Below are 26,168 nucleotides of genomic sequence, written 5' to 3' on the forward strand. Positions count from 1 at the left end.
GGCCCGACGAGGTAACACCTGGGCATCGAAGGGGCCCCCGCCGCAACGGCGGGGGCCCCTTCGCGTGTCCTCGGGGGCATGGAACTGGAGAAGACGCCCCCGCCCCGGGGCGAAGGATGCCTGGTCGGGTTCGTCCGGATCCCCGTCAAGATCGTCGCGGTGCTCGTGGTGCTGCCCGTACGGGTGCTCTGGGACCTGCTCGTCGCCTTCGGCAGGACGCTGCACCGGCGGATCCTCGGGCCGGTCGGGCAGGGCCTGCGGTGGTTCCACGCGCGCGCCGTCCGGCCGGTGTCGCGCGGGCTCGGCCTCGTGGTGGTGGTCCTGCTGAAGCTGGTCTTCGTCTGGCCCTGGATCGGCTTGTGGCGCTGCGCCCTCGCCCCGATCGGGCAGGGCCTGGCGTGGCTGGGTCGCGCCACGCTCTCCCACGTGCTCGCCCCGCTCGGCCGGGGGCTCGCCCGGCTGGGGCGCGCCGGCGTCACGCACCTCTGGGACCCGCTGGTCAGGAGCCTCCTCCTGGTCGGCCGGCCGCTGGTCACGGCTCTGGTCGTGTGGCCGTCGGTCGCGCTGTGGCGGTACGTGCTGGTGCCCGTCGCGCACGGGCTCGCCCTGGCCGGACGGGGTCTCGCGGTCGCGATCGGGTGGCTGTGCAAGGCCCTGTTCGTGTGGCCCTGGGTCGCGCTGTGGCGGTACGTCCTCGTGCCGCTCGCGACGGCCGGCCACCGGTACCTCCTGAGGCCCCTCGGTCGGGCCGTCGTCAAGGCCGCTCGCGGGCTCCACGCCCACCTGCTCACCCCGCTCGGCCACCTCCTCGTCGGCGCCTGGCACCTGGCGGGCCGCGTCAGCCGGGCCCTCGGGCGCGGCGTGCGGTGGTGGTGGCGCGGATGCGTCGCCCGGCCCGCCGCCTGGGCGTACCGCAGGGTGGCCACTCCGGTCGGACACGCCGTGCGCGAGGTGTGGCGTACGGCCCGGGCCACGGCCCGCGAGGTGGGGGCCGCCACCCGCACCGCCGTCCGCGAGGCGCGGGTCGAGGTGTGGCGGGCGCTGTTCGGGGAACCTGAAGGGGAACCGGCGAGGTCACGGGCGCGTACTCTGGGTAGTACGACAGCCGCAGGCAACACGCCCGCCCCCGCCGTGCCGACGAGCCCCCCGCGCGAGACGCGGGGGTGAGCCGGAGGGCAGGCGTGGCCCGCCGGCCCACAGACCTCAGGGCGACGCGCGAGCGCGGAGCCCCGCACAAGGAGAAGAACCACTGGGCAAGCGACAGCCCGAAGGCCCGCCTCCCGCACCGGTGGTGCAGCGCATTCGATTGCGCTACACCAAGCGCGGCCGCCTCCGGTTCACCAGTCACCGGGACTTCCAGCGCGCCTTCGAGCGCGCCCTGCGCCGCGCCGAGGTGCCCATGGCGTACTCGGCCGGCTTCACCCCGCACCCCCGGGTCTCGTACGCGAACGCCGCGCCCACCGGCACCGGCAGCGAGGCCGAGTACCTGGAGATCGCCCTCGCGGCCTCCCGTGATCCGGAGAAGCTGCGCCTGCTGCTCGACGAGTCGATGCCGACCGGCCTCGACATCATCGACGCGGTGGAGGCCCGCACCTCCGGCCTCGCCGAGCGCCTGACCGCCTCCGTCTGGGAGCTGCGCCTGGAGGGCGTGGAGCCCGCCGACGCCGCGCGCGCCGTGGAGACCTTCCTCGCCGCCGAGACCGTCGAGGTGCAGCGCCGTACCAAGAACGGCGTGCGGACCTTCGACACCCGGGGCGCCGTGGTCAGTCTCGAGTCGGTTTCCGTCCAGGCTGATAGGCCCCTGGACAATGCTTGTGCGATACTGCGGCTGGTTGTTCGGCATCTGACACCTGCCGTGCGACCCGACGACGTCCTGTCCGGTCTCCACGCTGTGGCCGACCTCGCGCCGCCGGTCCCCGCAGCGGTGACCAGGCTGGCGCAGGGGCTCTTCGACGAGGAGTCCGGCACGGTGACCGACCCGCTCGCGCCCGACCGCGAGGCTGTCACGGCCGCCCCACCCACGGCCGCCGTAGCAGCCGACGCGAAGGCGCCGGAAGGTCCCGCCGCGTAAGGAACGTCGTTGTCGCGCCGCCCTGGCACTCGGGAGCCACCTGGGTCGGGCAGCGCACTGACCTGAAGACTTCCGCCAGGCCGTACGGACAACACGTACGGAACCGGCGGCCACGAACCAGAGCTCCCGTGTGGCGAACGCGCCCCGGAGGCCGGTTCCGCGCTCATTACGCGGGGCCGAGCCGGACCGGACGTCAGCCGCGGCGCCCGGGAGCGTGACGGGAGAACCCCGCATGCTCAACACCGAAAACGAAAACACCTCCGCCGCCGAGAACGGCAGCCCCAGCGACAACCTGCCTCCACGCAGGCGTCGCCGGGCCGCATCCCGGCCGGCCGGCCCGCCTGGTGGCGTCGCCGCAGCTCAGGAGGCTCCCGCAGCCGCCGCTGAGCCCGTCGCGCCCGTCGTGGAAGAGGCTCCGGCCGCTCCCGCTCCGCGTGCCCGTCGTCGCGCCACCCGCGCCGTCGCCGCTCCGACCGCTCCGGTCGAGGCCGCCGCCGAGGCGCCCGCCGTCGTGGAGGCCGCTCCCGCACCCGTGGCGGAAGAGGCTCCGGCCGCTCCGGCCCCGCGTGCCCGTCGTCGTGCCACCCGCGCCGTCGCCGCCCCGGTCGAGGCCGTGGAATCCCCGGCCGCTCCGGTCGAGGCCGCCGCCGAGCCCGTCGCGCCCGCCGTGGAGGAGGAGGCTCCGGCCGCTCCCGCTCCGCGTGCCCGTCGTCGTGCCACCCGCGCCGTCGCCGCCCCGGCCGCTCCGGTCGAGGCCGTCGCCGAGGCGCCCGCCGTCGTGGAGGCCGCCCCCGCGCCCGCCGTGGAGGAGGAGGCTCCGGCCGCTCCCGCTCCGCGTGCCCGTCGCCGTGCCACCCGCGCCGTCGCCGCCCCGGCCGCTCCGGTCGAGGCCGTCGCCGAGGCGCCCGTGGCCGCCGAGCCCGTCGCGCCCGTCGAGGACGAGGCCCCGGCCGCCCGTACCCCGCGCGTCGCCACCCGCTCCGTGACCGTCGCCGACGCCGTCGACTCCCCGAAGCGCGGCGGTCGCCGCCGCGCCACCCGTTCCACCTCCGCCGCGGCCCCCGCCGCTCCCGCGCAGAGCGCCGCGTCGGCCCCCGCCGAGGCGCCCGCCGCCCCGGGCCGCGCAGGCCGCCGCGCCGCGCGTCCCTCCGTGGCCGTCTTCCAGGCCCCGGTCTTCGCCGAGCCGATGTTCCAGACGCCGGAGACCGCGGCCATGGCCGCCGCCGCTGCCGCCGTCCGCGAAGAGCCCTCCGAGGAGGAGGACGAGGAGTTCGAGGTCGTCGCCGAGGCGCAGGCCCCGGCCCCCGTCGCCCAGCCGGCCGGCCGTCGCCGTCGCCGCCGCGGCGCCCCCGAGCCCACCGCCTCCGCCGCCCCCGTCGTGGAGTCCGGCCCCGTCTCGCTGGCCGACGTGGAGCTGGCCGGTGAGGAAGCCGAGGCCGACTCCGCCGACCTCGACGAGGACGAGAACGACGAGTCGGGCGAGCGCCCCTCGCGCCGTCGCCGTCGTGGTGGTCGTCGCCGTCGCCGCGGTGAGTCCTCCGACCTGGACGAGTCCGCCGACGAGTCCTCCGAGGAGGACGAGCCGACCGACGCCGTGGAGGAAGCCGACGAGGAAGAGGACGAGGACGCCGAAGAGGCGCTCGGTTCCACCTCCAGCCGTCGTCGCCGGCGCCGTCGTCGCCGCAGCGGTGACGGTGGCACGGACGCCGACGCGGCCGACGAGGACGGCGTGCGCACCGTCGTCAAGGTCCGCGAGCCGCGCCCGGCGCGCGAGCGCGCCGAGGCCACGTCCACCTCCTCCGACGAGGTGCAGTCCATCAAGGGCTCCACCCGCCTGGAGGCCAAGAAGCAGCGCCGCCGCGAAGGCCGCGAGCAGGGCCGCCGCCGCGTCCCGATCATCACCGAGGCCGAGTTCCTGGCCCGCCGCGAGGCGGTCGAGCGCGTGATGGTCGTCCGCCAGGCAGGCGAGCGCACCCAGATCGGCGTCCTTGAGGACAACGTGCTCGTCGAGCACTACGTCAACAAGGAAGAGGCCACCTCATACGTCGGCAACGTCTACCTGGGCAAGGTCCAGAACGTGCTGCCGTCGATGGAGGCCGCCTTCATCGACATCGGCAAGGGCCGCAACGCGGTCCTCTACGCCGGTGAGGTCAACTTCGAGGCGCTCGGCATGGCCAACGGGCCGCGCCGCATCGAGTCCGCCCTCAAGTCCGGCCAGTCGGTCCTGGTGCAGGTCACCAAGGACCCGATCGGCCACAAGGGCGCCCGCCTGACCAGCCAGGTCTCGCTGCCCGGCCGCTACCTGGTCTACGTGCCCGAGGGCTCGATGACCGGCATCAGCCGCAAGCTGCCCGACACCGAGCGCGCGCGTCTGAAGACCATCCTCAAGAAGATCGTCCCCGAGGACGCGGGCGTCATCGTGCGCACCGCCGCCGAGGGTGCGAGCGAGGACGAGCTGCGCCGCGACGTCGAGCGCCTCCAGGAGCAGTGGGAGGACATCCAGAAGAAGTCGAAGCAGATCTCGACCTCTTCGCCGAGCCTCCTGTACGGCGAGCCGGACATGACCGTCCGCGTCGTGCGCGACATCTTCAACGAGGACTTCTCGAAGGTCATCGTCAGCGGTGACACCGCCTGGGAGACCATCCACGGCTACGTGAACCACGTGGCCCCGGACCTGGCCGACCGGCTGTCGCGCTGGACCTCCGAGGTCGATGTCTTCGCGACGTACCGGATCGACGAGCAGCTCGCCAAGGCGCTCGACCGCAAGGTGTGGCTGCCCTCGGGCGGCTCCCTCGTGATCGACAAGACCGAGGCGATGATCGTCATCGACGTCAACACCGGCAAGTTCACCGGTCAGGGCGGCAACCTCGAAGAGACCGTCACCAGGAACAACCTGGAGGCGGCCGAGGAGATCGTGCGCCAGCTGCGGCTGCGCGACCTGGGCGGCATCGTCGTCATCGACTTCATCGACATGGTCCTGGAGTCCAACCGCGACCTGGTCCTGCGGCGCATGCTGGAGTGCCTGGGCCGTGACCGCACCAAGCACCAGGTGGCCGAGGTCACCTCGCTGGGTCTGGTCCAGATGACCCGCAAGCGGGTCGGCCAGGGCCTGCTGGAGTCCTTCTCCGAGACCTGCGTCCACTGCAACGGTCGCGGCGTCATCGTGCACATGGAGACCCCGACCGTGGTCGGCGGCGGTGGCAACGGCAAGCGCTCCAAGCGCCGCGCCGGTCGCGCCTCCGAGCACGAGCACGACCACGAGAACGACGCGCTCGACACGGTCGAGGGTGACGAGTACGAGGTCGAGACCGAGGCCGAGGTGGCCGCCGAGGCCGCCGCGCCGCGCGCGCTCCCGGAGCCGGAGTTCGTGGTCGACGAGGAGCTGTACGGCAGCCCGGCCGAGGCCGAGGCCGCCGCGGGTCTGAGCGGTCGCCGCAACCGTCGCCGCGCCACCCGCAAGGCGACCGCCCCGGCGGGCGCCCCGCGCGGTGCCGAGCGGTCCGCCGCCCCGGCGGACGTGGCCCCGCAGGCCCCGGTCGTCGAGCCGGAGCCGGTCGTCGTCGCGGAGGTGGAGGCGCCCGTGGAGGTCGTCGTCGCCGAAGCGGTGGAGGCCCCCGTCGAGGAGACCGCGCCCAAGGGCCGTACGCGTCGTCGTGCGACCCGCAAGGCCACGGCCCCGGAGCCGGTCGCCGAGACCGTCGTGGAGCCCGTGGTCGAGCCCGAGCCGGTCGTGGAGGCCGAGGTCGAGCCCGTCGTGGCCGAGCCCGTCGCCGAGCCGGTGGCGGACGCCGCTCCGGCCCGTCCGCGCCGCCGTGCCACCCGCAAGGCCACCTCGCCCGCCGGTTCCCCGGCCGGGTCGGCCGAGGCGGCCGTGGTGGTCGTCGAGGCGCCGGCCGTCGAGCCGGAGCCGGTCGCGCCGGCCGAACCGGCCGAGGAGCCCGCGGCTCCGGTCAAGAAGGCCCGGAAGGCTCCGGCCAAGAAGGCGGCCACGACGGCCACCGCCGCGAAGAAGGCCCCGGCCAAGAAGGCGGCGGTCGCCAAGAAGACGGCGGCCAAGAAGACCACGGCCACGGCCACGGCCAAGAAGACCGTGGCGAAGCGGGCGACGAAGAAGACCGCGGCGGCCGAGCAGCAGACGCTGCCGTCCGTCTCGGCTCCGACCGAAGCCTGATCCGCTCCCTGACGGTGGGCCCCGCCTGACGGCGGGGCCCACCGCCGTGCGGGGGCCGGTTTGACCCTCCGGAACCAGGCCCGTAACCTAGACCGTCGGCGTGTCTCGAACGATTACCCGTTCAGATTGCGTCGCGCTCCTGAGCACCTTCCTCCCGTACCGACCGCGCAAGCGGACGGCGCACGGGAGAGGCCGCTCGTCCAATTCCGGATCACCGTGGGCCCCGGCCCGCGTGAGTGGCTGGCTTCAGGAGCATCCGTCCCGAGTGAGAGAGAGATCCGCGTGTACGCCATCGTGCGCAGCGGTGGTCGCCAGCACAAGGTTGCTGTCGGCGACATCGTTGAAGTTGACAAGATTTCCACTGCCAAGGTTGGCGACACGGTCGAGCTCTCGACCCTGCTCGTTGTCGACGGCGAAGCCGTGACCAGCGACCCGTGGGTTCTGGCCGGAATCAAGGTCACGGCCGAGATTGTGGACCACCACAAGGGCGCCAAGATCGACATCCTGCGCTACAAGAACAAGACCGGATACCGCCGTCGCCAGGGTCACCGCCAGCAGTACACGGCGATCAAGGTCACCGGTATTCCCGCGGCTGCGAAGTAAGAGGGACTGAGACATGGCACACAAGAAGGGCGCATCGTCCACTCGGAACGGGCGCGACTCCAATGCCCAGCGGCTCGGCGTGAAGCGCTTCGGCGGTCAGGTCGTCTCCGCTGGTGAGATCCTCGTTCGCCAGCGCGGCACCCACTTCCACCCGGGTGCGGGTGTCGGTCGTGGTGGCGACGACACGCTGTTCGCGCTGCAGGCCGGTGCCGTCGAGTTCGGCACCCACCGTGGCCGCAAGGTCGTCAACATCGTTCCGGCCGCCTGATCCAGCTCCGGCTGATCACGGCGTACTGAACTTCCCGAGGGCGGATCTCAACTCTTCCCGGCTCACGCCGGGAAGAGAGGTCCGCCCTCGGCGCGTTGTCACATAGACACGTTTAATGGGCAGCAAGGCCTGCCCGGGACATTCCCGCATGTATCTGGAGGAACACCCATGACCACCTTCGTAGACCGCGTCGAGCTGCATGTCGCCGCGGGTAACGGGGGCCACGGCTGCGCCTCCGTTCACCGGGAGAAGTTCAAGCCGCTCGGCGGCCCCGACGGCGGCAACGGCGGCCGTGGCGGCGACGTCATCCTCGTGGTGGAGCAGGCGATCACCACCCTGCTCGACTACCACCACAGCCCCCACCGCAAGGCGACCAACGGGCAGCCCGGCGCCGGCGACAACCGCTCCGGCAAGGACGGCCAGGACATGATCCTGCCCGTGCCGGACGGCACCGTCGTCCTCGACAAGGAGGGCAACGTCCTCGCCGACCTCGTCGGCCAGGGCACCACCTTCGTGGCGGCCGAAGGCGGCCGCGGCGGCCTCGGCAACGCCGCGCTGTCCTCCGCGCGCCGCAAGGCGCCCGGCTTCGCGCTCCTCGGCGTCCCCGGCACCGGCGGCGACGTCGTCCTGGAGCTCAAGACCGTCGCCGACGTGGCGCTGGTCGGCTTCCCGAGCGCGGGCAAGTCCTCGCTGATCTCGGTGCTCTCCGCCGCCAAGCCGAAGATCGCGGACTACCCCTTCACCACCCTCGTCCCGAACCTGGGCGTCGTCACCGCCGGCTCGACCGTCTACACCATCGCCGACGTCCCGGGCCTGATCCCGGGCGCCAGCCAGGGCAAGGGCCTCGGCCTGGAGTTCCTGCGCCACGTCGAGCGCTGCTCGATCCTCGTGCACGTCCTGGACACCGCCACCCTGGAGTCCGACCGCGACCCGCTGGCCGACCTCGACGCCATCGAGAACGAGCTGAAGCTCTACGGCGGCGGCCTGGAGAAGCGCCCGCGCCTCGTCGTCCTCAACAAGGTCGACATCCCGGACGGCCAGGACCTCGCCGACATGGTGCGCCCCGACCTGGAGGCCCGCGGCTACAAGGTCTTCGAGGTCTCCGCGGTCGCCCGTACCGGCCTGAAGGAACTGTCCTACTTCCTCGCCGAGGTCGTGGCCAAGGCCCGCGCCCGCAAGCCGAAGGAGGAGGCGACCCGCATCGTCATCCGTCCGAAGGCCGTCGACGACTCCGGCTTCACCGTCACCTACGACGAGGTCGAGGACGTCTACCAGGTGCGCGGCGAGAAGCCCGAGCGCTGGGTCCGCCAGACCGACTTCAACAACGACGAGGCCGTCGGCTACCTCGCGGACCGGCTCAACCGCCTCGGTGTCGAGGACGCGCTGCGCAAGGCCGGCGCCCGCGCCGGTGACGGCGTGGCCATCGGTTCCGACGAGAACGCGGTCGTCTTCGACTGGGAGCCGACCGTCATGGCCGGCGCCGAGATGCTGGGCCGCCGCGGTGAGGACCACCGCCTCGACGCCCCGCGTCCGGCCACCACCCGCCGCCGGGACAAGGAAGCCGAGCGCGGCGACTCCGTGCAGAAGGAGTACGACGAGTTCCGTCCGTTCTAAGACGGATCCACGTCGGACGGCCCGAGGCACTGGCGCGGGGCCGGGTTTATCCCGGCCTCATGCCGGTCGCCTAGGATCCTGCGGGTGAGCAGCAGCAATTCCCGCAGTGAATCCGGCGCCACCCCCACCGCGGACGCCAAGGTGTCCGTGGTGGTGATCGCGTACGACGACGCCGGGCTCGTGGGCGAGGCCGTCGCCTCGGCCCTCGCCCAGGGCCCGGTCGTCGCCGAGGTCATCGCCGTCGACGACGCCTCCTGCGACGGGACCGGGCGGGTGCTCGACGAGCTGGCCGCCGCCCACCCCCGGCTGCGGGTCGTGCACCGCACCGAGAACAGCGGCGGCTGCGGCACCCCGCGCAACGACGGCATCGCCGCCGCGACGTCCCCGTACGTCCTCTTCCTGGACAGCGACGACGTCCTGGCGCCGGGGGCCGCCGAGGCCCTCGTACGGGCCGCCGAGGAGCACAGGGCCCCCGTCACGGTCGGCTCGTGCGTGCGCCGGGAGCTGCCCGAGGGACGCGACGTGCCCTGGATGCCCGGTCTGCACGTCCCCGGCGAGGTCATCGAGCGGCCCGCCGACCGGCCGGAGCTGGTCCGCGACACCCTCTGCGTCAACAAGCTCTACGAGCGGGCCTTCCTGGAGAAGCACGCCATCCGCTTCCCCGACGGCCGCTTCGTCTACGAGGACTTCGTCTTCACCGCCCGGGTGCTGGCCGCCGCCCCCCGGATCGCCGTCATCGGCGACCTCGTCTACGTGTGGCACGTGCGCCGCCGCGCCGCCCGGGTGTCCATCTCCCTGGACCGGGCCGACGTCGGCAACTGGCGCTCCCGCGTCGAGGCACACACGATCGCCGCGCGGGTCCTCGCCGAGGCCTCCCCGGAGCTGGGCCGTGCCTGCCGGGTCAAGTTCCTCGACTACGACCTGCGCATGTACCTGCGCGAGATCGGCACCGACCCGCTGTACCAGGCCGCCTGGTGGGACCTGACCCGCGCCTACGTCGCCGGCTTCGACCCCGCCGACCTCGACGCCGCCCCCGCCCGCGCCCGCTGGACCGCGCGGGTCCTGCTCGCGGCCGAAACGCCGCCCGCCGACCTGGAGCGGCTGACCCGGCTCGCCGCCGAACCGGCCCGGCTGCCGCCCCCGTACGCCACCGGCCCTGCCGGGGAGCCCGTGTGGAGCGAGGCGCTGCCGGTCCCGCTGGACGGGCTCGACGCCCTGCCCACCGCGGAACTGCCCCTCGCCGTCGACGCCGAGCCCGCCGGGCGCGGGGTCGTCCGGATCCGGGTGCGCGACCTGTACGGGCGACTCGCCGCCGCGGGGCCGCGGACCGTCGAGCTGAGCTTCCCGCCCCGGGCGGGCGGCGATCCCGTCCGGGTGCGCCCGGTGGAGCTGGTGCCCGCCGCGGACGGGGACGGCTGGAGCGCCGAGGTGCCCTTCCGGCTCGCCGCGTTGGCCGCCGAGGGACGCCGCCGGGGGCTGCGCGGCCTCCAGGCCTGGGACGTCCGGGTGGGCGTGCGCTGCGCCGACGGGAGCTGCCCGCTCACCTCCCTGCGCCCCCTCGGAGGTCTGCTCCGTCGACGGGCCCTGCCCAGCAGCCGGTACGGTGTTCTGCTGGCGCAGCCGTACCGGACGGCGGCCGGCGCGCTGGCGCTGCGCCTCGCACCGGGCGCCGGCGGCGCCCTGACCTTCGTACGCAACCGCCTCGACCGCGCCCGCACGCGCAGGTCACGCTAGAGCTCGGGAGATACGCATGACCTTTCTGATCACCGGTGGGGCCGGCTACATCGGCTCGCACGTCGTTCGCGCCATGCTGCGGGCCGGAGAGGAGGTGGTCGTCCTGGACGACCTCTCCACGGGCAAGGAGAGCAGGGTCCCGGAGGGCGTACCGCTGGTGGTCGGCTCGGTCCTGGACCGCCAGGTCCTCGACGAGGCCCTCCGGGAGCACCACATCACGGGCGTGGTCCACCTGGCGGGCAAGAAGCAGGTCGGCGAGTCCGTCGAGCGGCCGATGTACTACTACCACGAGAACGTGGGCGGCCTCACGGTGCTGCTCCAGGCCGTGGCCGCAGCCGGGATCCGCAACTTCCTCTTCTCCTCCTCGGCCTCCGTGTACGGGATGCCCGATGTGGACTCCGTCACGGAGGAGACCCCCTGCCTCCCGCTGAGCCCCTACGGCGAGACCAAGCTCGCCGGCGAGTGGCTCGTCCGGGCCGCCGGCAAGGCGCACGGCATCTCCACGGCCTGCCTGCGCTACTTCAACGTCGCGGGCGCGGCCACCCCCGAGCTGGCCGACACCGGCGTCTTCAACCTGGTCCCGATGGTCTTCGAGCGCTACGACGCCGGCGAGGGCGCCCGCATCTTCGGCGATGACTACCCGACCCCGGACGGCACCTGCATCCGCGACTACATCCACGTCGAGGACCTGGCGGAGGCCCACGTCGTCGCCGCCCGCCGGCTCGCCGAGTGGGGCGCGGCCGGGGACCACAAGGACCTCACCGTGAACATCGGCCGCGGCGAGGGCGTCTCCGTCAAGGAGATGGTCGAGCTGTTGAACGAGCACACCGGCCACACCCACGCCCCGGTCGTCACCCCGCGCCGCCCCGGCGACCCGGCGAAGGTGGTGGCCTCCGCCGACCTGATCGCCGCCGAGCTGGGCTGGAAGGCGCGCCACGACGTCCGCGAGATGATCACCTCGGCCTGGGCCGGCTGGGAGGCCAACCGCCGGGCGTGAGGTCCCGTACGCGAAACCGCCCGCCCCGGAGTCGATCCGGGGCGGGCGGTTTCATGTGCGGGGGAGCGGGGCGGTTCAGCGCTCCAGGAAGCGGAACAGCTCTTCCCAGCGGTCGGTGATCTCGGCGCTGGAGAAGCGCCGCACGCTCCGGAAGCCCGTGTCGCCGAGCCGGTCGCGCAGCTCGCGCTCCGTCATCAGGGCGTCGAGGTGTCCGGCCAGCTCCATCGTGTTGCCGAGGCGGGCCAGCAGCCCGTCCTCACCGTGCCGCACGATCTCCCGTACGCCGGGCGCGCAGTCGAAGGCGGCCACGGGCAGACCCGCCGCCATCGCCTCCAACAGGGTGATCGGGAAGCCCTCGGCGCGGGAGGCCTGGGCGAAGACGGAGGCCCCGCGCAGGGCGCCCAGCACATCGTCGGTGCTGCCCATCCACTCCACGGAGTCGTCCAGCCCGAGCGAGGCGCAGTGGGCGCGCAGGGCCGGCTCCTCGATGCCCGCCCCGTAGATGCGCAGCGTCCAGTCGGGGTGGTGCGGGACGGCGTCGGCCCAGGCGTCGAGCAGCAGGTCCATGCCCTTCTCGAAGGCGAGCCGGCCGATGCTGGCGACCACCTTCGAGGTGCGCGGGGCGGCCGTCTCGGGCATGAAGGGCAGCGGGTTCGGCATGCTGTCGACGTTCTGCATGCCGGCCCGGATCCAGTGGTCGGCGTCCTCGGGGGTGAGCACCAGCATCCGGTCGGCTTCCGCGTAGTGGCGGCGGACCCGCGCACCCCGCGTCGACTTGTTGCTGGCCTCGAAGGACTCGTGGCTCATGCCGATGACCGAGAGCCCCTTGGTGTCGGCGAGGGCCACCCACTCCATCGCCCAGACCTGGGTGACGATCACGACCGCCCCCGGTCCGGCCGCCCGGAACATGGCGCTCAGCCGGTCCGCCTGGGTGCGCATCGCGGCCCGTCGGGCCGACTGGCGGCGCCGTTCGGGAGCGTTGAGACGGCCCTTGAGACCCGCCAGCCGGCGGGCGCCGGGCGGACGGGTCGCGTAGAGCGTGGTCGTCTCGTAGGGGAGCGAGGCGGGCAGCTTCTGCCGGATCGCCTCCTCGACGGGCGCGATGCCGACGATGTGCACCCGGTGCCCGCGGTCGCTGAACAGGCGGGCCATCTGGTGCGACCAGGTGGTCACCCCGCCGAGCTCGTCCACGCTGTTGGAGACGAGGAAGACGTCACGGCCGCCCTCGCCGGCGGTCTCCTGGCTCACTTGCCGCTCCTGGTGAAGAACTTCTCGACGATCTGGCGGGCGGCGTCGCCGCGGTCGTACTCGCCGAACTCGGTGAGGAAGCGCTGACGGGCCTCGGCGTACTTGGCATCGGCCTCGTCGAAGGCGGAGACGGCCTGGATCAGCTCGTCGGCCGTGGCCACGACGGGCCCCGGCGCCTTCTCCTTGAGGTCGAAGTAGGTACCGCGGATGTCCGTGGCGTACTTCTCGTAGTCGTACGCGAAGAACAGCATCGGCCGGTCCAGCACCGCGTAGTCGAACATCACGGAGGAGTAGTCCGTGATCAGTCCGTCGGCCAGGGCCAGCAGCGGGGTGATGTCGTGGTGGCGGGACACGTCAAGGACGCGGCCCGCGACCGACGGCGGCAGGGAGACGCTGTTGAGGTAGTGCGTGCGCACCAGCAGGGTGAAGCGGTCCCCGAGGCGGTCGGCGAACTCCTCCACGTCGAAGGGGAACTCGAAGCCCTCCACGGTGCCGTCCGCGTTCGCCCGGAAGGTCGGCGCGTACAGCAGCACCTTCTTGCCCGGGTCGATGCCCAGTTCGGCGGCGAGCGGTCCGCGCACCCGCTCCCCGCTCTGCGTCTCGGCGCGGTGCGCCTCCACGAGGGCGTCGTTGCGCGGGTAGCCGGTGCGCAGCAGGACCTCGTCGCGCAGCCGGAAGCCCTTGGCGAGGGTGCGGGCGTCGTGCTCGGAGCGGATCAGGAAGTGGTCGAAGCGGTTCACGGCCGCCTGGAAGCGGTCCTGCCCGGCCTTGCCCTGCGACTTGGTACGGGGCTCGTGGAAGCCCATCCGCTTGAGCGCGGAGCCGTGCCAGGTCTGGATGTACGTGGTTCCCGGGCGCTTGGCCAGCGCCAGCGGGAAGCCCTGGTTGTCGACCCAGTACTCGGCCTGGGCGAGCGCCCGCAGGTAGGGCCAGCTCCAGCGGCGCACCAGGGTGGCCTCCTTGGGGAAGCCGGTGGGCTTGCCGCCCGCGTAGGACCAGATGGCCTCGAAGGGCGCGCCTTGGCGGACCAGCTCCTCGTAGATGGCCTTCGGGCTGTCGCTGTACTGCTTGCCCATGTGGCTCTCGAAGACGACCGTGCCCTTCTTGACCGGCAGCTTCGAGAACAGCTCGTGGTAGAGCTTCACCTTCTGCTCGCCCGAGCCGAGGTTGCGGCGGGCCTTCAGGGCCCGGCGCAGGCTGCGCTTGACCACGCCGGCCGCCTTGCCGTGCATGGCGTTGCCCAGCAGGTTCTGGGTGCGGACGGCGGCAGGTCCCTCGGCGGTCAGGACGTAGGAGAGGTTGCCCTTCTTGGTCATCTCCGGCTCGAAGCGGTCGGAGATGAGCCGGGTCAGGCGCGGGCGCACCCGCAGTCGGGACGCCGACTCCATGTTGACCCCGCCCACGGAGACGCGCGTGGTCATCCGGTCGGCGCCCGCCGTGAGCTTCACGCGGACGTCCCAGACGGCGTCGATGATGCCGAGCGGGCGGATCGTGCCGAGGACGTCGGCGGTGGCGGTCCACTCGATCGTGTCACCGGCGTGGCGCACGGTCGTCGCCGGGAAGGAGAAGGAGCGCACCCCGATCTGGCGGCGGGCGCGGAACTCCAGGACGGCCTTGAGGGGGGCCTCGGCCTTGATCCGGCCCAGGGGGTTCACGATCCGGCCCGACAGGGTCACGATGCCGCGCCCGTCGTCCTCGTAGGAGGTCAGCCGGTTGCCCAGGGCCAGGGAGGAGAGCGGGGCCGTGTGGTAGCCCTGGTCGGTGACGTCCAGTATCCGGCGGCCCTCGGCCTCGTCGAGGTGCTCGGCGCACCAGTAGACGCGGCCGTCGCGTTCGGCGAGGGAGGAGCAGAGCCTGCCCCGGTTGGTCATCGCGTCGGCGGCCGGGAGGAGGTTGTCCCAGTCCTCCTTGCCCAGCAGGTAGGCGCAGATGGCCTGGAGGTGGGTGACGTTCTCGTACGCGGCCGGGTCGATGCCGGCCAGGTAGCCGTTGGCGAGCCGGGCGAACTCCTGGCGGTAGGCGTCACCGAGCAGCGGCAGGTCGCGCAGGTGCAGCACCAGGTCGTGCTTGAGGAACTTGGCGTCCTTGGCCGACTTGATGGCGGAGTGCCCCTTGGCGGCGAGCAGGTCGTCGACACGGCGGTGGATCTCCATCCGGTGGACGAAGTTCTCGATCTCGTGGCGCCGGTTGCTGATCGAAAGGGCGGCGGCCTTCTCGACCACGTTCCAGAAGTAGACGTGGTTCGGGATCAGCGTGATGCGCCGGGCGGCCACGTAGGCCTGCGCCGAGAACAGCAGGTCCTCGTAGTGGATCCCGACCGGGAACTCCAGGCCCTGCTCCAGCAGGAACGCGCGCCGGTAGCACTTGTTCGTGGAGAGGGTGTCGTAGACCAGCAGGTCCGGGTACTCGGTGATCGACTCCAGCGTGCGGGTGCGGGAGTAGATCCACGGGTACCACTCGGTGTTCTTGTTGCCGCGCTTGTCCAGGTGTACGCGTACGCACATGCCGGACACCAGGTCGGAGCCCGTGCGCTCGGCCGCCGCCAGCATGTTGCGGCAGGCGTCGCGCTCCAGGACGTCGTCACTGTCGAGGAACATGACGTAGGCACCGGTGGCCTGCTGGATGCCGTGGTTGCGCGGGGCGCCGCACCCACCGCTGTTCTCGGGCAGCCGGAAGGCGCGCACCCGCCCCGGATGAGCCGCCTCCAGCTCCTGGGCGACCGCGTACGACCGGTCCTTGCTGCAGTCGTCCACGATCACGACTTCGACCCCGCGCAGGGTCTGGTCCAAAACCGATCGGACGGCTGTCTGCAGACGCTCTGCGTCGTTGTAGACGATGACGACCACGGAGACGTCAGGCACGTGCACCTCGATCCCTTCGTTCCATTCCGCTTATCCAGTCAAAGCTACCGTGTGCCGCACGCGACTCGGGCAGGCCGGCCACCGGCGTGCATACTTCTAAGGAAGAGGTGAGTGGCGGGTCCGGTCGCCGACAATCACCCGTTCGGACCCAGCAGGAAGTGCTCATGACCAAGCTGTCGGTAGTTGTCCCTTGTTACAACGAAGAAGACGTCATCGACAGCTTCGATGCCGAGATCCGAAGGGTTCTGGACACCCTGCCGGTCGAGTACGAGGTCTGCTACGTCGACGACGGCAGCCGCGACGGCACCCTCGGCAAGCTCCGCCGGATCGCCGCGGAGTACGGCGACCAGACCCGGTACGTCTCCTTCAGCCGAAACTTCGGCAAGGAGGCGGGCATGCTCGCCGGGCTCAAGGAAACCACCGGCGACGCCGTCGTGATCATGGACGCGGACCTCCAGCACCCGCCGGAGCTGATCGCCACCATGCTGGAGCACCACCGCCAGGGCCACGACCAGGTCATCGCCCGCCGCACCCGCGAAGGCGACAAGAAGGTCCGCTCGGCCCTCAGCCGCCTCTACTACCGCGGCGTGAACCGCTGGGTCGACGTGGAACTCACCGACGGGGTCGGCGACTTCCGCCTCCTGTCGCGACCGGCCGTGGACGCCCTGCTCGCGCTCCCCGAGTACAACCGCTTCTCCAAGGGCCTCTTCTCCTGGATCGGCTTCGACACCGTCCACTTCGACTACCAGAACGCCCAGCGCGAGGCGGGCGAGACGAAGTGGAAGTTCGGCGCCCTGCTGAACTACGGCATGGACGGCCTGATCTCCTTCAACAACCGCCCGCTGCGCATCGGCATCTGGCTCGGCGTGTCGCTGGTGGGCCTGACCGGCCTGTACGCCCTGTGGGTCACCGTCGCGGCGATGACCGGCGGCATCGACTCGCCCGGTTACGTGACCCTTGTCGCACTGATCACGGGCATCGGCGGTGTCCAGATGGTCATGCTGGGGCTGATCGGCGAGTACATCGGCCGCATCTACTACGAGACCAAGCGCCGTCCCCACTTCCTCGTCAAGGAAGCCCACGGCGTCGCCTCCGACCGCATGCCCGAGGTCTCCGAAGCCGTCATCGCCGAACGCAGCCACCGATGAGGAACCTCCTGAGCGGCCGCCGCGAGCAACTCGGCCAGATCTTCCGCTTCGCCCTGGTGGGCGGGGTCAACACCGGCACCTTCTTCGCCATCTACCTGCTCCTGCACCCGTTGATGCCGTACTTCGCCGCGTACACCCTCGCCTTCGCGCTGTCGATGATCGGGTCGTTCTTCATGAACACCTACTTCACCTACCGCACCCGCCCCACCTGGAAGAAGTTCCTGCTCTTCCCGCTGACGAACATCACGAACTACGTGATCCAGTCGGTCGGCCTCTACGCCCTGGTGACCTGGGGCGGCCTCGACACCCGGATCGCGCCGCTCGTGGCCGCCGTCGTGGCCATCCCGTTCACCTTCCTGCTGTCCCGCAAGATCCTCATTCCGGGTACGGAACCGGAGCCCGTGCAGCCCGCCGCCGGCCGGCCCACGTCCACGGTCTGAAACCGGCGGGCGGCTCCGGCGCGCCACCCCGTAGATTGAGCCGGTCGGATGGTCGGTCGGGTCGGAGGAGAGACGTGTCAGCGGCTAGGCAGGGTGTCTCTGACGCCCGCAGGATCGTGGTCAAGGTCGGTTCCTCCTCGCTCACCACCGCGGCGGGCGGACTCGACGCCGACCGCGTCGACGCGCTGGTCGACGTACTGGCCAAGGCCCGCAGCGGCGGCGAGAAGGAGATCGTCCTGGTCTCCTCCGGCGCCATCGCCGCCGGACTCTCCCCGCTCGGCCTCGCCCGCCGCCCCAAGGACCTCGCCCGGCAGCAGGCCGCCGCCAGCGTCGGACAGGGCCTCCTCGTCGCCCGGTACACCGCCTCCTTCGCCCGCTACGGCATCCGCGTCGGCCAGGTGCTGCTCACCACCGACGACACCAGCCGGCGGGCCCACTACCGCAACGCCTACCGCACCCTGGACCAGCTGCTGGCCATGGGCGCCCTGCCCGTCGTCAACGAGAACGACACCGTCGCCACCGACGAGATCCGCTTCGGCGACAACGACCGGCTCGCCGCCCTCGTGGCCCACCTCGTCCGCGCCGACCTGCTCGTGCTCCTCTCCGACGTCGACGGGCTCTACGACGGGAACCCGTCCCTGCCCGGCACCACCCGCATCGACGAGGTCCGCGGCCCCGGGGACATCGCCCACGTCTCCATCGGCAGCGCGGGCAAGGCGGGCGTCGGCACCGGCGGCATGGTCACCAAGGTCGAGGCCGCCCGCATCGCCGCCGCCGCGGGCATCCCCGTCGTCCTCACCTCCGCCAGCCAGGCCGCCGACGCCCTGGCCGGCCGCCCGACCGGTACGCACTTCCACGCCACCGGGCGCCGCTCCACCGACCGGCTGCTCTGGCTCCAACACGCCTCCACCCCTCAAGGACACCTCGTCCTGGACGACGGGGCCGTCCGCGCCGTCACCGAGCGCGGCAGCTCGCTGCTGGCCGCGGGCATCGCCGGAGTCGAGGGCGACTTCGTCGCGGGCGACCCCGTGGAGCTGCGCGCCACCGACGGGCGCGCCGTCGCCCGGGGCCTGGTCAACTTCGACGCCAAGGAAATCCCGCAGCTCCTCGGACGCTCCACCCGCGAGCTTGCGCGGGAGCTCGGACCCGCGTACGAGCGCGAGGTCGTCCACCGCGACGATCTGGTGCTGCTGCAGGGCTGAGGTTCTGCAAAACCGCAGCGCGGGGGACCGGGGACTGGTCAACTGTGAAGGGCGGACACGCGTGGCGCAGACAGGAGGCGGCTGGTGAGACGAGCGCTGACCAGCGTCGGCACCGGGGACGGTGGCGGCGGTGAGGAGCCGGAGCAGGCCTCGCGCCTCTGGCACATCACCCTCAGCGTCTCCGGCAAACCGGCGCCGCTGTCCGAGGTGCGACGCGGACTGGAACAACTGGCCCACGACCACCCGTTCCTGCTGACCAGCCGGTACGCCGACGACCACGCGGAGATCCGCTACTGGGAGGAGGCCCGCGACCTCCACGACGCGGCCGCCGTCGCCCTGCGGCTCTGGGGCGAGCACCGCTCGTCGGCGAAGCTGCCGCCGTGGGAGATCGTCGGCCTGGAGGTCATCGACCGCGCGACCTACCACCAGAGGGTGGCGGAGGGCTACGGCCCGCCCCCGGCCCACCCGGTGGGCGTCCACCCCTACTGACGCCGCCGGCCGCCGCTGCCTACCGCCGCCGACCCTGCCGACGCCCCGCAGGCGGCCTCGCCGGCTCCGGCCGGCGCGCGCCGGCCGGGTGGACCCGCGGGGCCTCGTCTCGCGGGGTGGAACCCCCTCGGGCGGGCCCCGGCCGGGGACTACCCTGGCCGCATGACCTCGCTCGACGACGCCACCGCCGCCAGCTCGCCCGTCCTCGCCACCGCGCGCGCCGCCCGCACCGCGGCCGCGGCCATCGCCCCACTCCCGCGGTCCGCCAAGGACGCGGCCCTGCTGGCCATCGCGGACGCGCTGGAGGCCCGTACGGCCGAGATCGTGGCCGCCAACGCCGTCGACACCGCCAAGGCGGCCGCAGCCGGCACCAGTGAGACGGTCATCGACCGGCTCACCCTCACCCCCGAGCGGGTCGCCGCCATCGCCTCCGACGTCCGCGACGTCGTCGCCCTGCCCGACCCCGTCGGCGAGGTCGTCCGGGGCAACACCCTCCCCAACGGCATCGACATCCGTCAGATCCGGGTCCCGCTCGGCGTGGTCGGCATCATCTACGAGGCCCGCCCCAACGTCACCGTCGACGCCGCCGCCCTCTGCCTCAAGTCCGGCAACGCGGTCCTCCTGCGCGGCAGCTCCTCCGCCTACGCCTCCAACACCGCCCTCGTCGGCATCCTCCGCGACGCCGTCGTGAGCGCCGGTCTGCCCGCCGACGCGATCCAGCTCGTACCCGGCGAGTCCCGCGACTCCGTCCGCGAGCTGATGCGGGCCCGCGGCCTCGTCGACGTCCTCATCCCGCGCGGCGGCGCCTCCCTCATCAAGACCGTCGTCGAGGAGTCCACCGTCCCGGTCATCGAGACCGGTACCGGCAACTGCCACGTCTACGTGGACGCCCAGGCCGACCTCGGCATGGCCGTGGACATCCTCGTCAACTCCAAGGCCCAGCGGCCCTCCGTCTGCAACTCCGCCGAGACCCTCCTCGTGCACCGGGACATCGCCGCGGCCTTCCTCCCCCTCGCGCTGGACGCCCTCGCGGACGCCGGGGTGACCGTGCACGGGGACCCGGAGGTGCTCTCGTACGCCGAGGACTCCAAGGTCACCGCGCTGGCCGCCACCGACGAGGACTGGGCCGCCGAGTACCTGTCCTACGACATCGCGGCCGGCGTCGTGGACTCCCTCGACGACGCGGTCGCCCACATCCGGCGCTGGACCTCCGGCCACACCGAGGCGATCGTCACCACCTCGCAGGCCGCCGCCCGCCGCTTCACCCAGCTGGTCGACTCCACCACGGTCGCCGTGAACGCCTCCACCCGGTTCACGGACGGTGGCCAGTTCGGCTTCGGCGCCGAGATCGGCATCTCCACCCAGAAGCTGCACGCCCGGGGCCCCATGGGCCTTCCCGAGCTGACCTCGACCAAGTACATCGTCACCGGCGACGGTCACGTTCGGTAGTCAGCCCCCGAACACGGTGTGGCCGAATTCGGGCGTACACCCTGCCCAAAGCAGCCCCCCAGGTCTACGCTGGTCTCGTGCCGGACGACGTGGGGGGCAAGCCGTTCCCGGACGACGGGGAGCCCGACGACGACCGCGGAGGCGCGGATCAGTACTTCGCCTCCGTGGTGTTCGACGAGGCCTTCGTCCGGAACGCGGAGATCCATGAACCGAGCGCGGCCGAGCGCCGACGCGCCGCGGACCGCGCGCGCGCCGAGGCCGAGGCCGCCCGCGTCGCCGGGGGCTGGGCCTCCGACGACGACTACAACCATCCGGACGGGTACGGCCTCGACGACCCCGGCTGGGAGTCCGGCCAGTACGGCTACGGCTACGGGTACGCCGAAGGCCCGTACGGGGTCTACGGCGGAAGCCTGCGCCCCTACCGGGGCCGCTCTCCGTGGCTCCGCCCGGTCGCCTGGGTGCTCGCCGTGGTCATGGGGCTCGGCATGGTCGCGCTGGCCTTCAGCGCCGTCTACCGCAGCGCCGCCGGCGAGGCGGACCCCGCGCCGGCGCCCGCCAGTACTCCGCTCGGGGAAGTCACGGGCGTCGGTGCGTTTACGTACCCCGTCGGCCGCCAACCCTGAAGGTACGACCCCACTCGCACAGCCGGAGCTGGGGGCTTCTCTGTAGCGGGGACAGCGGGGAGAAGCGATGGCCGTTCCAGGAGACCCACCCAACGGCACCCCCGAGGGCATCGGCGGGGACGACGACGAGTTGCGCCCGGACGAGTACCGCTCGGTCGTCTTCGACGAGGACTTCGTCCGTGCTGCCCGGCTCCAGGAGTACTCCGCCCGGGAACGCATGGGCGAGCACGCCCGCGCCGTCCGCAGCCGGTCCATCTGGTCGAGCGGCGCCGCCGGCCACGCCACCGGAGTCCCCGGCCGAGGGGCGCGCCGCGGCATGCTGCTGGCGCTGCTCATCGCGACCGCGTTCGCGATGGCCGTCTACCTGGGCATGCGCAACCCCTACGTCCCCCCGGCCGGCGGCGGTGCCGGGCTGCTGATCAGCACCGTCGTCCCGCTCGCGCCGACCACCCCGGTCCCCGGGGGGCGACCGGGTGACCTGTACGCGCAGAGCCCGGCCGCCGACTACCGGGTCGGCGCGGCCGGGATCACCTTCCCGGCGGCACGCCGCACCCGCCACTTCACCGAGAGCCAGGTCGTCGCCGCGCTGGCCATCGCCAAGGACTACCTGGTGCAGTCCTCGCTCGATCCGGACGTGCTCTCCGGGACGGCCTCCCGACCCGTCCGGGTCCTGCTCGATCCCGGGCAGCTGGCGCAGTTCGACGAGAGCGTGACCGCACCGTCCGGGGACGGCCGGCACGCCGCCACCGGCTGGCTGGTCCGCTTCGACCCGCGCACCACCGTCATGGCCGACTCCAGGGTCCGGGTCAGCGGCACCCTGGCCGTCGAGGAGCGCGGCACGGACGTGCTGGAGGTGACCACCGACCACACCTTCGTGTACGCGGTGCGCCCGGCCGGCGCCGGACCGACCGCGGCGGACGCTGCCTCGCTCTTCACCGTCCGGCGCGAGCTGCGACTGCGCTTCGACCGGGACGACCTCGCGGCCCGGCGGGCGGAGCTGGTCTCGGCCTACGTGGTGGCGGGCCCGCAGGACTGCGCCACGGACCCCGCGGAGGGCTTCCGGCCCCTCTTCGCGGGCGCCGGTCCCACCACCGTGGGGCCGCCCGCCAACGACCCGTACGCGAGCGGCCACCCGCGCCTCGCCGCCGGGCTGTGCGGCGTGCTGGCCTCCGGGGCGGCCCGTACGGCCCCGCCGTCCCCGCCGGCGCCACCGCCCGTGGTCCGCGCTCCCGCGCAGCCGGACGCCGACACCGGCGCGACCCCCGTCAGCCCTGGTCCGTAGCGCCCTTGCCCGGAGCGTCCCTGCCCGTGCCCCCGGCGCCCCCGGGGTCCTTGCCCGTGTCCCCGGGCGCCGCCGTGCCGCTCGCCCCGGTGAACCGGTCGCGCAACTTGCCGCCCAGGTCTCCCGCACCACCGGCTATGCCCCCGACCAGCTTCATCAGCGGGTCCTTGCTCGTACGCACCGAGTCGGCGTAGTGCGAGGCGGACTGGCGGAAGGAGTCGGACACGGAGGTGTCCTTGTCCTCCTCCCGGCGCGGGTAGTGGCCGTCCATGATCCGCTGGAAGTCGCGGTTCTCGGACCACTTCTTCAGCTCGGCGGCCCGGACCGTGGTGAAGGGGTGCGTCCGCGGCAGCACATTGAGGATCTTGAGCACGGAGTCCCGCAGGTCCCCGGCCGCCTCGTACTCCTCGGCCTGCGCCAGGAAGGCGTCCACGTTCATCTCGTGGAGGTGGTTGCCGCCGGCGATCTTCATCAGCCCCCGCATGGAGGCGTTCACGTCCTGCCCCACCAGCAGCCCGGCCCGGTCCGCCGACAGCTCGGACTTGCGGAACCACTCGCGCAGCCCCGTCACCAGCGCCGTGATGGCCACCGTCCCCAGCGGGATCCACGCCACCTTGAGGGCCAGGTTCGTCAGGAACAGCAGGATCGTGCGGTAGACGGAGTGGCCGGACAGCGCGTGGCCCACCTCGTGGCCCACCACCGCCCGCATCTCCTCCTCGTCGAGCAGTTCCACCAGCGCCGTCGTCACCACGATGATCGGCTCGTCCAGCCCGATGCACATCGCGTTCGGCGTCGGATCCTGGCGGACGTACATCTGGGGGACCTTCTCCAGGTCCAGGATGTAACAGGCGTCGCGCAGCATCCCGTGCAGGTGGGGGAACTGCGTCTCGCCCACGCGCACCGAGTCCGACAGGAACAACAGCCGCAGGCTGCGCTCCGGCAGTAGCCCGCTGAGCGCCTTGAACACGGTGTCGAAGCCGGTCAGCTTGCGCAGCGCGACCAGCGCCGAACGATCCGCCGGATGCTCGTACGCCCGCGAGGAAATACCGGGGAACCTCCTGCGGTTCCGCGCCGGTGTCTTCTCGAATCCGGTGCCCGACATGGCGCCCTCCCCCTTGATCGGCCTGTGTGGCCCTGCGTCCATCCTCTCCAACGCATGAGTCGGCGTGAGCGTGCCCCGGGGCCCCGCATACGATGTGAGCGAAGTCTCCGCTCGCCCCCGACTCGATAGGTACCTGCCTGATGAGCCTCCCCACCACCGCCCACAACCTGGTCCTTCTCGCCTCCGAGGGCGCGGAGCACGGCGGCAACCACAACAGCCTGAGCCCCTACCTGACCGGTGGCGCCGCCCTCGGCATCCTGCTGCTGATGCTCTGGGTGACCACCCGCCTCAACCGCGACCGCTAGGCCGTCACCTCCTTTACGGTCCGGCCCACCGTGGACGTGCCGCCGGGCCAGTAGGCTCTGCGCTCATGGGAGAGCAGGAAGTGCCTACGGGCCCGGTCAAGCGCCGGCTCGGCGTGATGGGCGGGACGTTCGACCCGATCCACCACGGACACCTGGTGGCCGCCAGTGAGGTGGCCGCCCTTTTCCACCTCGACGAGGTGGTGTTCGTACCGACCGGTGAGCCGTGGCAGAAGTCCCAGCGGGCCGTGTCGCCCGCCGAGGACCGCTACCTCATGACGGTCATCGCGACGGCCTCGAACCCCCAGTTCTCCGTCAGCCGCATCGACATCGACCGCGGCGGGCCGACGTACACGATCGACACCCTGCGGGACCTCAGCGCGCTCAACGACGACGCCGACCTGTTCTTCATCACCGGCGCCGACGCCCTCGCGCAGATCCTGACCTGGCGCAACGCCGACGAACTCTTCTCCCTCGCCCATTTCATCGGGGTGACGCGGCCCGGTCACGTCCTCACCGACGACGGACTGCCCGAGGGCGGCGTCTCGCTGGTCGAGGTGCCCGCTCTGGCGATCTCCTCCACCGACTGCCGCGCACGCGTCGCCAAGGGGGATCCCGTCTGGTACCTGGTGCCGGACGGCGTGGTGCGCTACATCGACAAGCGTGAGCTGTACCGGGGCGCCTGAGCTTCCGGAGAGAGGGGCCCGCGGTGAACGACCCACAGGAGCCGTACGACCCGTACGCCGCCCAGGAGCGACAGCTCATCGGCTACGACCCGTACGGCAGACCGGTCTACGGGCCGGCGCCCGCGCGGCCCGTTCCCCAGCAGCCCCAGCAGCCCCGGCAGCAGTACGACCAGTACGAACAGCAGCAGTACGCGCCGTCCTACGAGCAGCCCTACGAGCAGTCCTACGGACAGCAGCCGTACCCGTACGACCACCAGCAGGCGCAGCAGTACCCACCTCAGCAGCAGTACCAGCCACAGCCCCAGCAGCAGGAGTACCCGCAGCAGCAGGAGTACCTCCAGCCGGCCCCGCCCCAGCAGGTGCGGGCCCAGCAGTGGATCCCGCAGCAGGCCGCCCCCGGTGCCCAGGAGCAGGACGCGGCCGCGGCCCCGGCGGCGTCGCCGGAGCGGGCGCCGTCCGGGGTGCAGGTTCCCGAGCCGCGCCGGGCCGACGGTGAGCAGACCCCCGACTACCGCACCGATCAGTTCGCCTTCATCGACCAGCCGGACGAGGACTCCGAGGACGTCATCGACTGGCTCGCCTTCACCGAGAGCCGCACCGAGCGCCGCGAGGAGGCCCGTCGGCGCGGGCGCAACCGGGTGGTGGCCCTGATCGTCGCCCTGGCCCTGTTCGTCGTCGGCGGCGTCGGCTACCTCTGGTACGCCGACAAGCTGCCCTTCCTCGACGGCCCCGGCGCGAAGAAGGGCGCCACGGCCGCCGGCGGCAGCCAGAAGCGGGACATGATCGTCGTCCACCTCCGCAACACCAAGCGCGGCGGCAGCTCCACCGCCCTCCTCGTGGACAACGTCACCACCGAGCAGGGCGCCACCGTCCTGCTGCCCAACACCCTCAACGTCGCCCAACAGGACGGGACCGGCACCGCCCTCGGCAAGGCCGTCGACGACGGCGGCATCGGCACCCGCGACGCGCTCGACACCGTCCTCGGCACCCACATCGGCGGCACCTGGCGGCTGGACACCCCCTTCCTGGAGCGGCTCGTCGAGCTGGTCGGCGGCATCGAGGTCGACACCGACACGGCCGTCCCGGCCGACGAGCAGGCCAAGACCCCCGCCGTGGGACAGGGCCCCAAGCAGAGCCTGACCGGCGCGATGGCCGTGGCCTACGCCACCCAGCGGGCCCAGGGCGAGCCCGAGACCAAACAACTGGAGCGCACCGGAAAGGTGCTCCTCGCGGTGCTCCGCAAGATCCCGAGCGACCCGAAGGCGGCGGCCACGACCGTCGAGAGCCTGGGCCAGATCCTGGACCCCGGCCTGGACGCGCAGAGCCTCGGCGCCCTGCTGTCGCGGATCGGCGAGCACGCCAAGGTGGGCGCGTACCGCACCGACGTCCTCGGCGTGAAGCCGGACGGCGGCCTCACCGACGAGGCGAACAAGAAGGTCGTCAAGGAGGTCCTCGGCGGTTCCTTCAGCGCGGCGCAGCCCGGAGGCGCGCTCCGGGTGGGCCTCAAGGACGCCACCGCGGACGACAAGACGCAGGCCGCGGCGAAGGCGGCGCTGCTCAACGGCGGCTACGGCTTCGTGGACGGCGGCAAGGCCGACCGTACGGCCGCGACCTCCCAGATCACCTACCAGGACGACGCCCAACGCGACCGGGCGATCGACGTGGCAAAGACCCTGGGCCTGCCGGAAACGGCCGTGAAGAAGGCGGAGAACGTGGTCAACGCGGACGTCGTGGTGACGCTCGGCAAGGACTACAAGCCCTCCTGAGCCACCCCCGGGCGCCGGACAGAGCCCTCTTGACCTGTGGTTTCGCCCGTGCAGGACGTTCTGCGCGGGCGACGAGGGCGGTACATGAGACCCTTGTAAGGATCTGCCCGCC

At 72.4% G+C, this 26,168-nt stretch carries 21 protein-coding genes; 18 read left to right on the forward strand and 3 right to left on the reverse strand.

Annotated elements, in window-relative coordinates; translation table 11 throughout:
• Positions 1 to 78 precede the first annotated feature (78 nt).
• From ACIOD1_RS24060 to galE, 8 genes are all read left to right on the forward strand, one after another.
• Entirely contained in the window at positions 79 to 1,167 is a 1,089-nt protein-coding gene (locus ACIOD1_RS24060; protein WP_401904522.1) for a hypothetical protein, read from the forward strand.
• A gap of 124 nt (positions 1,168 to 1,291) precedes the next feature.
• Positions 1,292 to 2,071 carry a TIGR03936 family radical SAM-associated protein gene (locus tag ACIOD1_RS24065; protein WP_365615047.1) on the forward strand — a complete coding sequence of 260 codons (780 nt, stop codon included), beginning with the start codon at positions 1,292 to 1,294 and terminating at the stop codon, positions 2,069 to 2,071.
• A 232-nt stretch (positions 2,072 to 2,303) separates the two neighbouring features.
• Positions 2,304 to 6,242, forward strand: coding sequence for a ribonuclease E/G (locus tag ACIOD1_RS24070; RefSeq protein WP_401904525.1), 3,939 nt, complete (start codon positions 2,304 to 2,306; stop codon positions 6,240 to 6,242).
• A gap of 282 nt (positions 6,243 to 6,524) precedes the next feature.
• Positions 6,525 to 6,845, forward strand: a complete 321-nt coding sequence (rplU, locus tag ACIOD1_RS24075; RefSeq protein ID WP_030384677.1) for a 50S ribosomal protein L21 — start codon at positions 6,525 to 6,527, stop codon at positions 6,843 to 6,845.
• Positions 6,846 to 6,858: 13 nt separating this feature from the next.
• Entirely contained in the window at positions 6,859 to 7,113 is a 255-nt protein-coding gene (rpmA, locus tag ACIOD1_RS24080) for a 50S ribosomal protein L27 (protein WP_069920265.1), read from the forward strand.
• A 168-nt stretch (positions 7,114 to 7,281) separates the two neighbouring features.
• A complete protein-coding gene (obgE, locus tag ACIOD1_RS24085; RefSeq protein WP_365614687.1) occupies positions 7,282 to 8,727 on the forward strand; it encodes a GTPase ObgE in 1,446 nt (481 codons plus the stop codon).
• An 84-nt stretch (positions 8,728 to 8,811) separates the two neighbouring features.
• The gene (locus ACIOD1_RS24090; protein ID WP_401904527.1) at positions 8,812 to 10,461 is read left to right on the forward strand and encodes a glycosyltransferase; all 1,650 of its coding nucleotides are present in this window, start codon (positions 8,812 to 8,814) and stop codon (positions 10,459 to 10,461) included.
• Positions 10,462 to 10,477: 16 nt separating this feature from the next.
• The gene (galE, locus tag ACIOD1_RS24095) at positions 10,478 to 11,458 is read left to right on the forward strand and encodes a UDP-glucose 4-epimerase GalE (RefSeq protein WP_401904529.1); all 981 of its coding nucleotides are present in this window, start codon (positions 10,478 to 10,480) and stop codon (positions 11,456 to 11,458) included.
• 75 nt (positions 11,459 to 11,533) lie between these two features.
• On the opposite strand, the gene ACIOD1_RS24100 is transcribed toward galE, so the two are convergent.
• A complete protein-coding gene (locus tag ACIOD1_RS24100; RefSeq protein WP_365614678.1) occupies positions 11,534 to 12,706 on the reverse strand; it encodes a glycosyltransferase in 1,173 nt (390 codons plus the stop codon).
• Complete coding sequence (locus ACIOD1_RS24105; protein WP_365614675.1) at positions 12,703 to 15,573, reverse strand: bifunctional glycosyltransferase family 2 protein/CDP-glycerol:glycerophosphate glycerophosphotransferase; 2,871 nt, start codon at positions 15,571 to 15,573, stop codon at positions 12,703 to 12,705. Before ACIOD1_RS24105 ends, ACIOD1_RS24100 begins: the two co-directional genes overlap by 4 nt.
• A 158-nt stretch (positions 15,574 to 15,731) precedes the next feature.
• Here ACIOD1_RS24105 and ACIOD1_RS24110 point away from each other — a divergent pair, with 158 nt between their 5' ends.
• The 7 genes from ACIOD1_RS24110 to ACIOD1_RS24140 all read left to right on the forward strand — a co-directional run bounded on the left by ACIOD1_RS24110 (position 15,732) and on the right by ACIOD1_RS24140 (position 22,200).
• A complete protein-coding gene (locus ACIOD1_RS24110; RefSeq protein ID WP_365614672.1) occupies positions 15,732 to 16,715 on the forward strand; it encodes a glycosyltransferase family 2 protein in 984 nt (327 codons plus the stop codon).
• Positions 16,712 to 17,155: a GtrA family protein gene (locus ACIOD1_RS24115; RefSeq protein WP_365614669.1), complete on the forward strand. Its 444-nt coding sequence runs from the start codon at positions 16,712 to 16,714 to the stop codon at positions 17,153 to 17,155. Before ACIOD1_RS24110 ends, ACIOD1_RS24115 begins: the two co-directional genes overlap by 4 nt.
• A gap of 74 nt (positions 17,156 to 17,229) precedes the next feature.
• Positions 17,230 to 18,357: a glutamate 5-kinase gene (gene proB / locus ACIOD1_RS24120; RefSeq protein WP_365614667.1), complete on the forward strand. Its 1,128-nt coding sequence runs from the start codon at positions 17,230 to 17,232 to the stop codon at positions 18,355 to 18,357.
• Between the two features lie 81 nt (positions 18,358 to 18,438).
• Entirely contained in the window at positions 18,439 to 18,846 is a 408-nt protein-coding gene (locus ACIOD1_RS24125) for a hypothetical protein (protein WP_401904655.1), read from the forward strand.
• 162 nt (positions 18,847 to 19,008) lie between these two features.
• The gene (locus ACIOD1_RS24130; protein ID WP_401904533.1) at positions 19,009 to 20,295 is read left to right on the forward strand and encodes a glutamate-5-semialdehyde dehydrogenase; all 1,287 of its coding nucleotides are present in this window, start codon (positions 19,009 to 19,011) and stop codon (positions 20,293 to 20,295) included.
• Between the two features lie 77 nt (positions 20,296 to 20,372).
• The gene (locus tag ACIOD1_RS24135) at positions 20,373 to 20,918 is read left to right on the forward strand and encodes a hypothetical protein (RefSeq protein ID WP_365614658.1); all 546 of its coding nucleotides are present in this window, start codon (positions 20,373 to 20,375) and stop codon (positions 20,916 to 20,918) included.
• A gap of 67 nt (positions 20,919 to 20,985) precedes the next feature.
• Positions 20,986 to 22,200: a hypothetical protein gene (locus ACIOD1_RS24140; protein WP_401904536.1), complete on the forward strand. Its 1,215-nt coding sequence runs from the start codon at positions 20,986 to 20,988 to the stop codon at positions 22,198 to 22,200.
• Here ACIOD1_RS24140 and ACIOD1_RS24145 read toward each other — a convergent pair.
• Positions 22,184 to 23,302, reverse strand: coding sequence for a M48 family metallopeptidase (locus ACIOD1_RS24145; RefSeq protein WP_365614653.1), 1,119 nt, complete (start codon positions 23,300 to 23,302; stop codon positions 22,184 to 22,186). The genes ACIOD1_RS24140 and ACIOD1_RS24145 overlap by 17 nt on opposite strands.
• 140 nt (positions 23,303 to 23,442) lie before the next feature.
• Here ACIOD1_RS24145 and ACIOD1_RS24150 point away from each other — a divergent pair, with 140 nt between their 5' ends.
• The 3 genes from ACIOD1_RS24150 to ACIOD1_RS24160 all read left to right on the forward strand — a co-directional run bounded on the left by ACIOD1_RS24150 (position 23,443) and on the right by ACIOD1_RS24160 (position 26,056).
• Positions 23,443 to 23,607 carry a hypothetical protein gene (locus ACIOD1_RS24150; RefSeq protein ID WP_365614650.1) on the forward strand — a complete coding sequence of 55 codons (165 nt, stop codon included), beginning with the start codon at positions 23,443 to 23,445 and terminating at the stop codon, positions 23,605 to 23,607.
• 65 nt (positions 23,608 to 23,672) lie between these two features.
• A complete protein-coding gene (nadD, locus tag ACIOD1_RS24155; RefSeq protein ID WP_365614648.1) occupies positions 23,673 to 24,290 on the forward strand; it encodes a nicotinate-nucleotide adenylyltransferase in 618 nt (205 codons plus the stop codon).
• 23 nt (positions 24,291 to 24,313) lie between these two features.
• Entirely contained in the window at positions 24,314 to 26,056 is a 1,743-nt protein-coding gene (locus ACIOD1_RS24160) for an LCP family protein (RefSeq protein WP_401904540.1), read from the forward strand.
• Positions 26,057 to 26,168 lie beyond the last annotated feature (112 nt).

The sequence above is a fragment of the Streptomyces sp. NPDC088097 genome (assembly GCF_044741845.1).
In the GTDB taxonomy this organism is placed as follows: Bacteria; Actinomycetota; Actinomycetes; order Streptomycetales; family Streptomycetaceae; genus Streptomyces.

Bases quoted from the DNA above. Each gene is read 5' to 3' on its own strand.
- nadD (WP_365614648.1), top strand. From the start codon at position 23,673: ATGGGAGAGCAGGAAGTGCCTACGGGCCCGGTCAAGCGCCGGCTCGGC.
- galE (WP_401904529.1), top strand. From the start codon at position 10,478: ATGACCTTTCTGATCACCGGTGGGGCCGGCTACATCGGCTCGCACGTC.
- ACIOD1_RS24150 (WP_365614650.1), top strand. From the start codon at position 23,443: ATGAGCCTCCCCACCACCGCCCACAACCTGGTCCTTCTCGCCTCCGAG.
- ACIOD1_RS24115 (WP_365614669.1), top strand. From the start codon at position 16,712: ATGAGGAACCTCCTGAGCGGCCGCCGCGAGCAACTCGGCCAGATCTTC.
- obgE (WP_365614687.1), top strand. From the start codon at position 7,282: ATGACCACCTTCGTAGACCGCGTCGAGCTGCATGTCGCCGCGGGTAAC.
- ACIOD1_RS24130 (WP_401904533.1), top strand. From the start codon at position 19,009: ATGACCTCGCTCGACGACGCCACCGCCGCCAGCTCGCCCGTCCTCGCC.
- ACIOD1_RS24110 (WP_365614672.1), top strand. From the start codon at position 15,732: ATGACCAAGCTGTCGGTAGTTGTCCCTTGTTACAACGAAGAAGACGTC.
- ACIOD1_RS24140 (WP_401904536.1), top strand. From the start codon at position 20,986: ATGGCCGTTCCAGGAGACCCACCCAACGGCACCCCCGAGGGCATCGGC.
- ACIOD1_RS24070 (WP_401904525.1), top strand. From the start codon at position 2,304: ATGCTCAACACCGAAAACGAAAACACCTCCGCCGCCGAGAACGGCAGC.
- ACIOD1_RS24145 (WP_365614653.1), bottom strand. From the start codon at position 23,302: ATGTCGGGCACCGGATTCGAGAAGACACCGGCGCGGAACCGCAGGAGG.
- rpmA (WP_069920265.1), top strand. From the start codon at position 6,859: ATGGCACACAAGAAGGGCGCATCGTCCACTCGGAACGGGCGCGACTCC.
- ACIOD1_RS24060 (WP_401904522.1), top strand. From the start codon at position 79: ATGGAACTGGAGAAGACGCCCCCGCCCCGGGGCGAAGGATGCCTGGTC.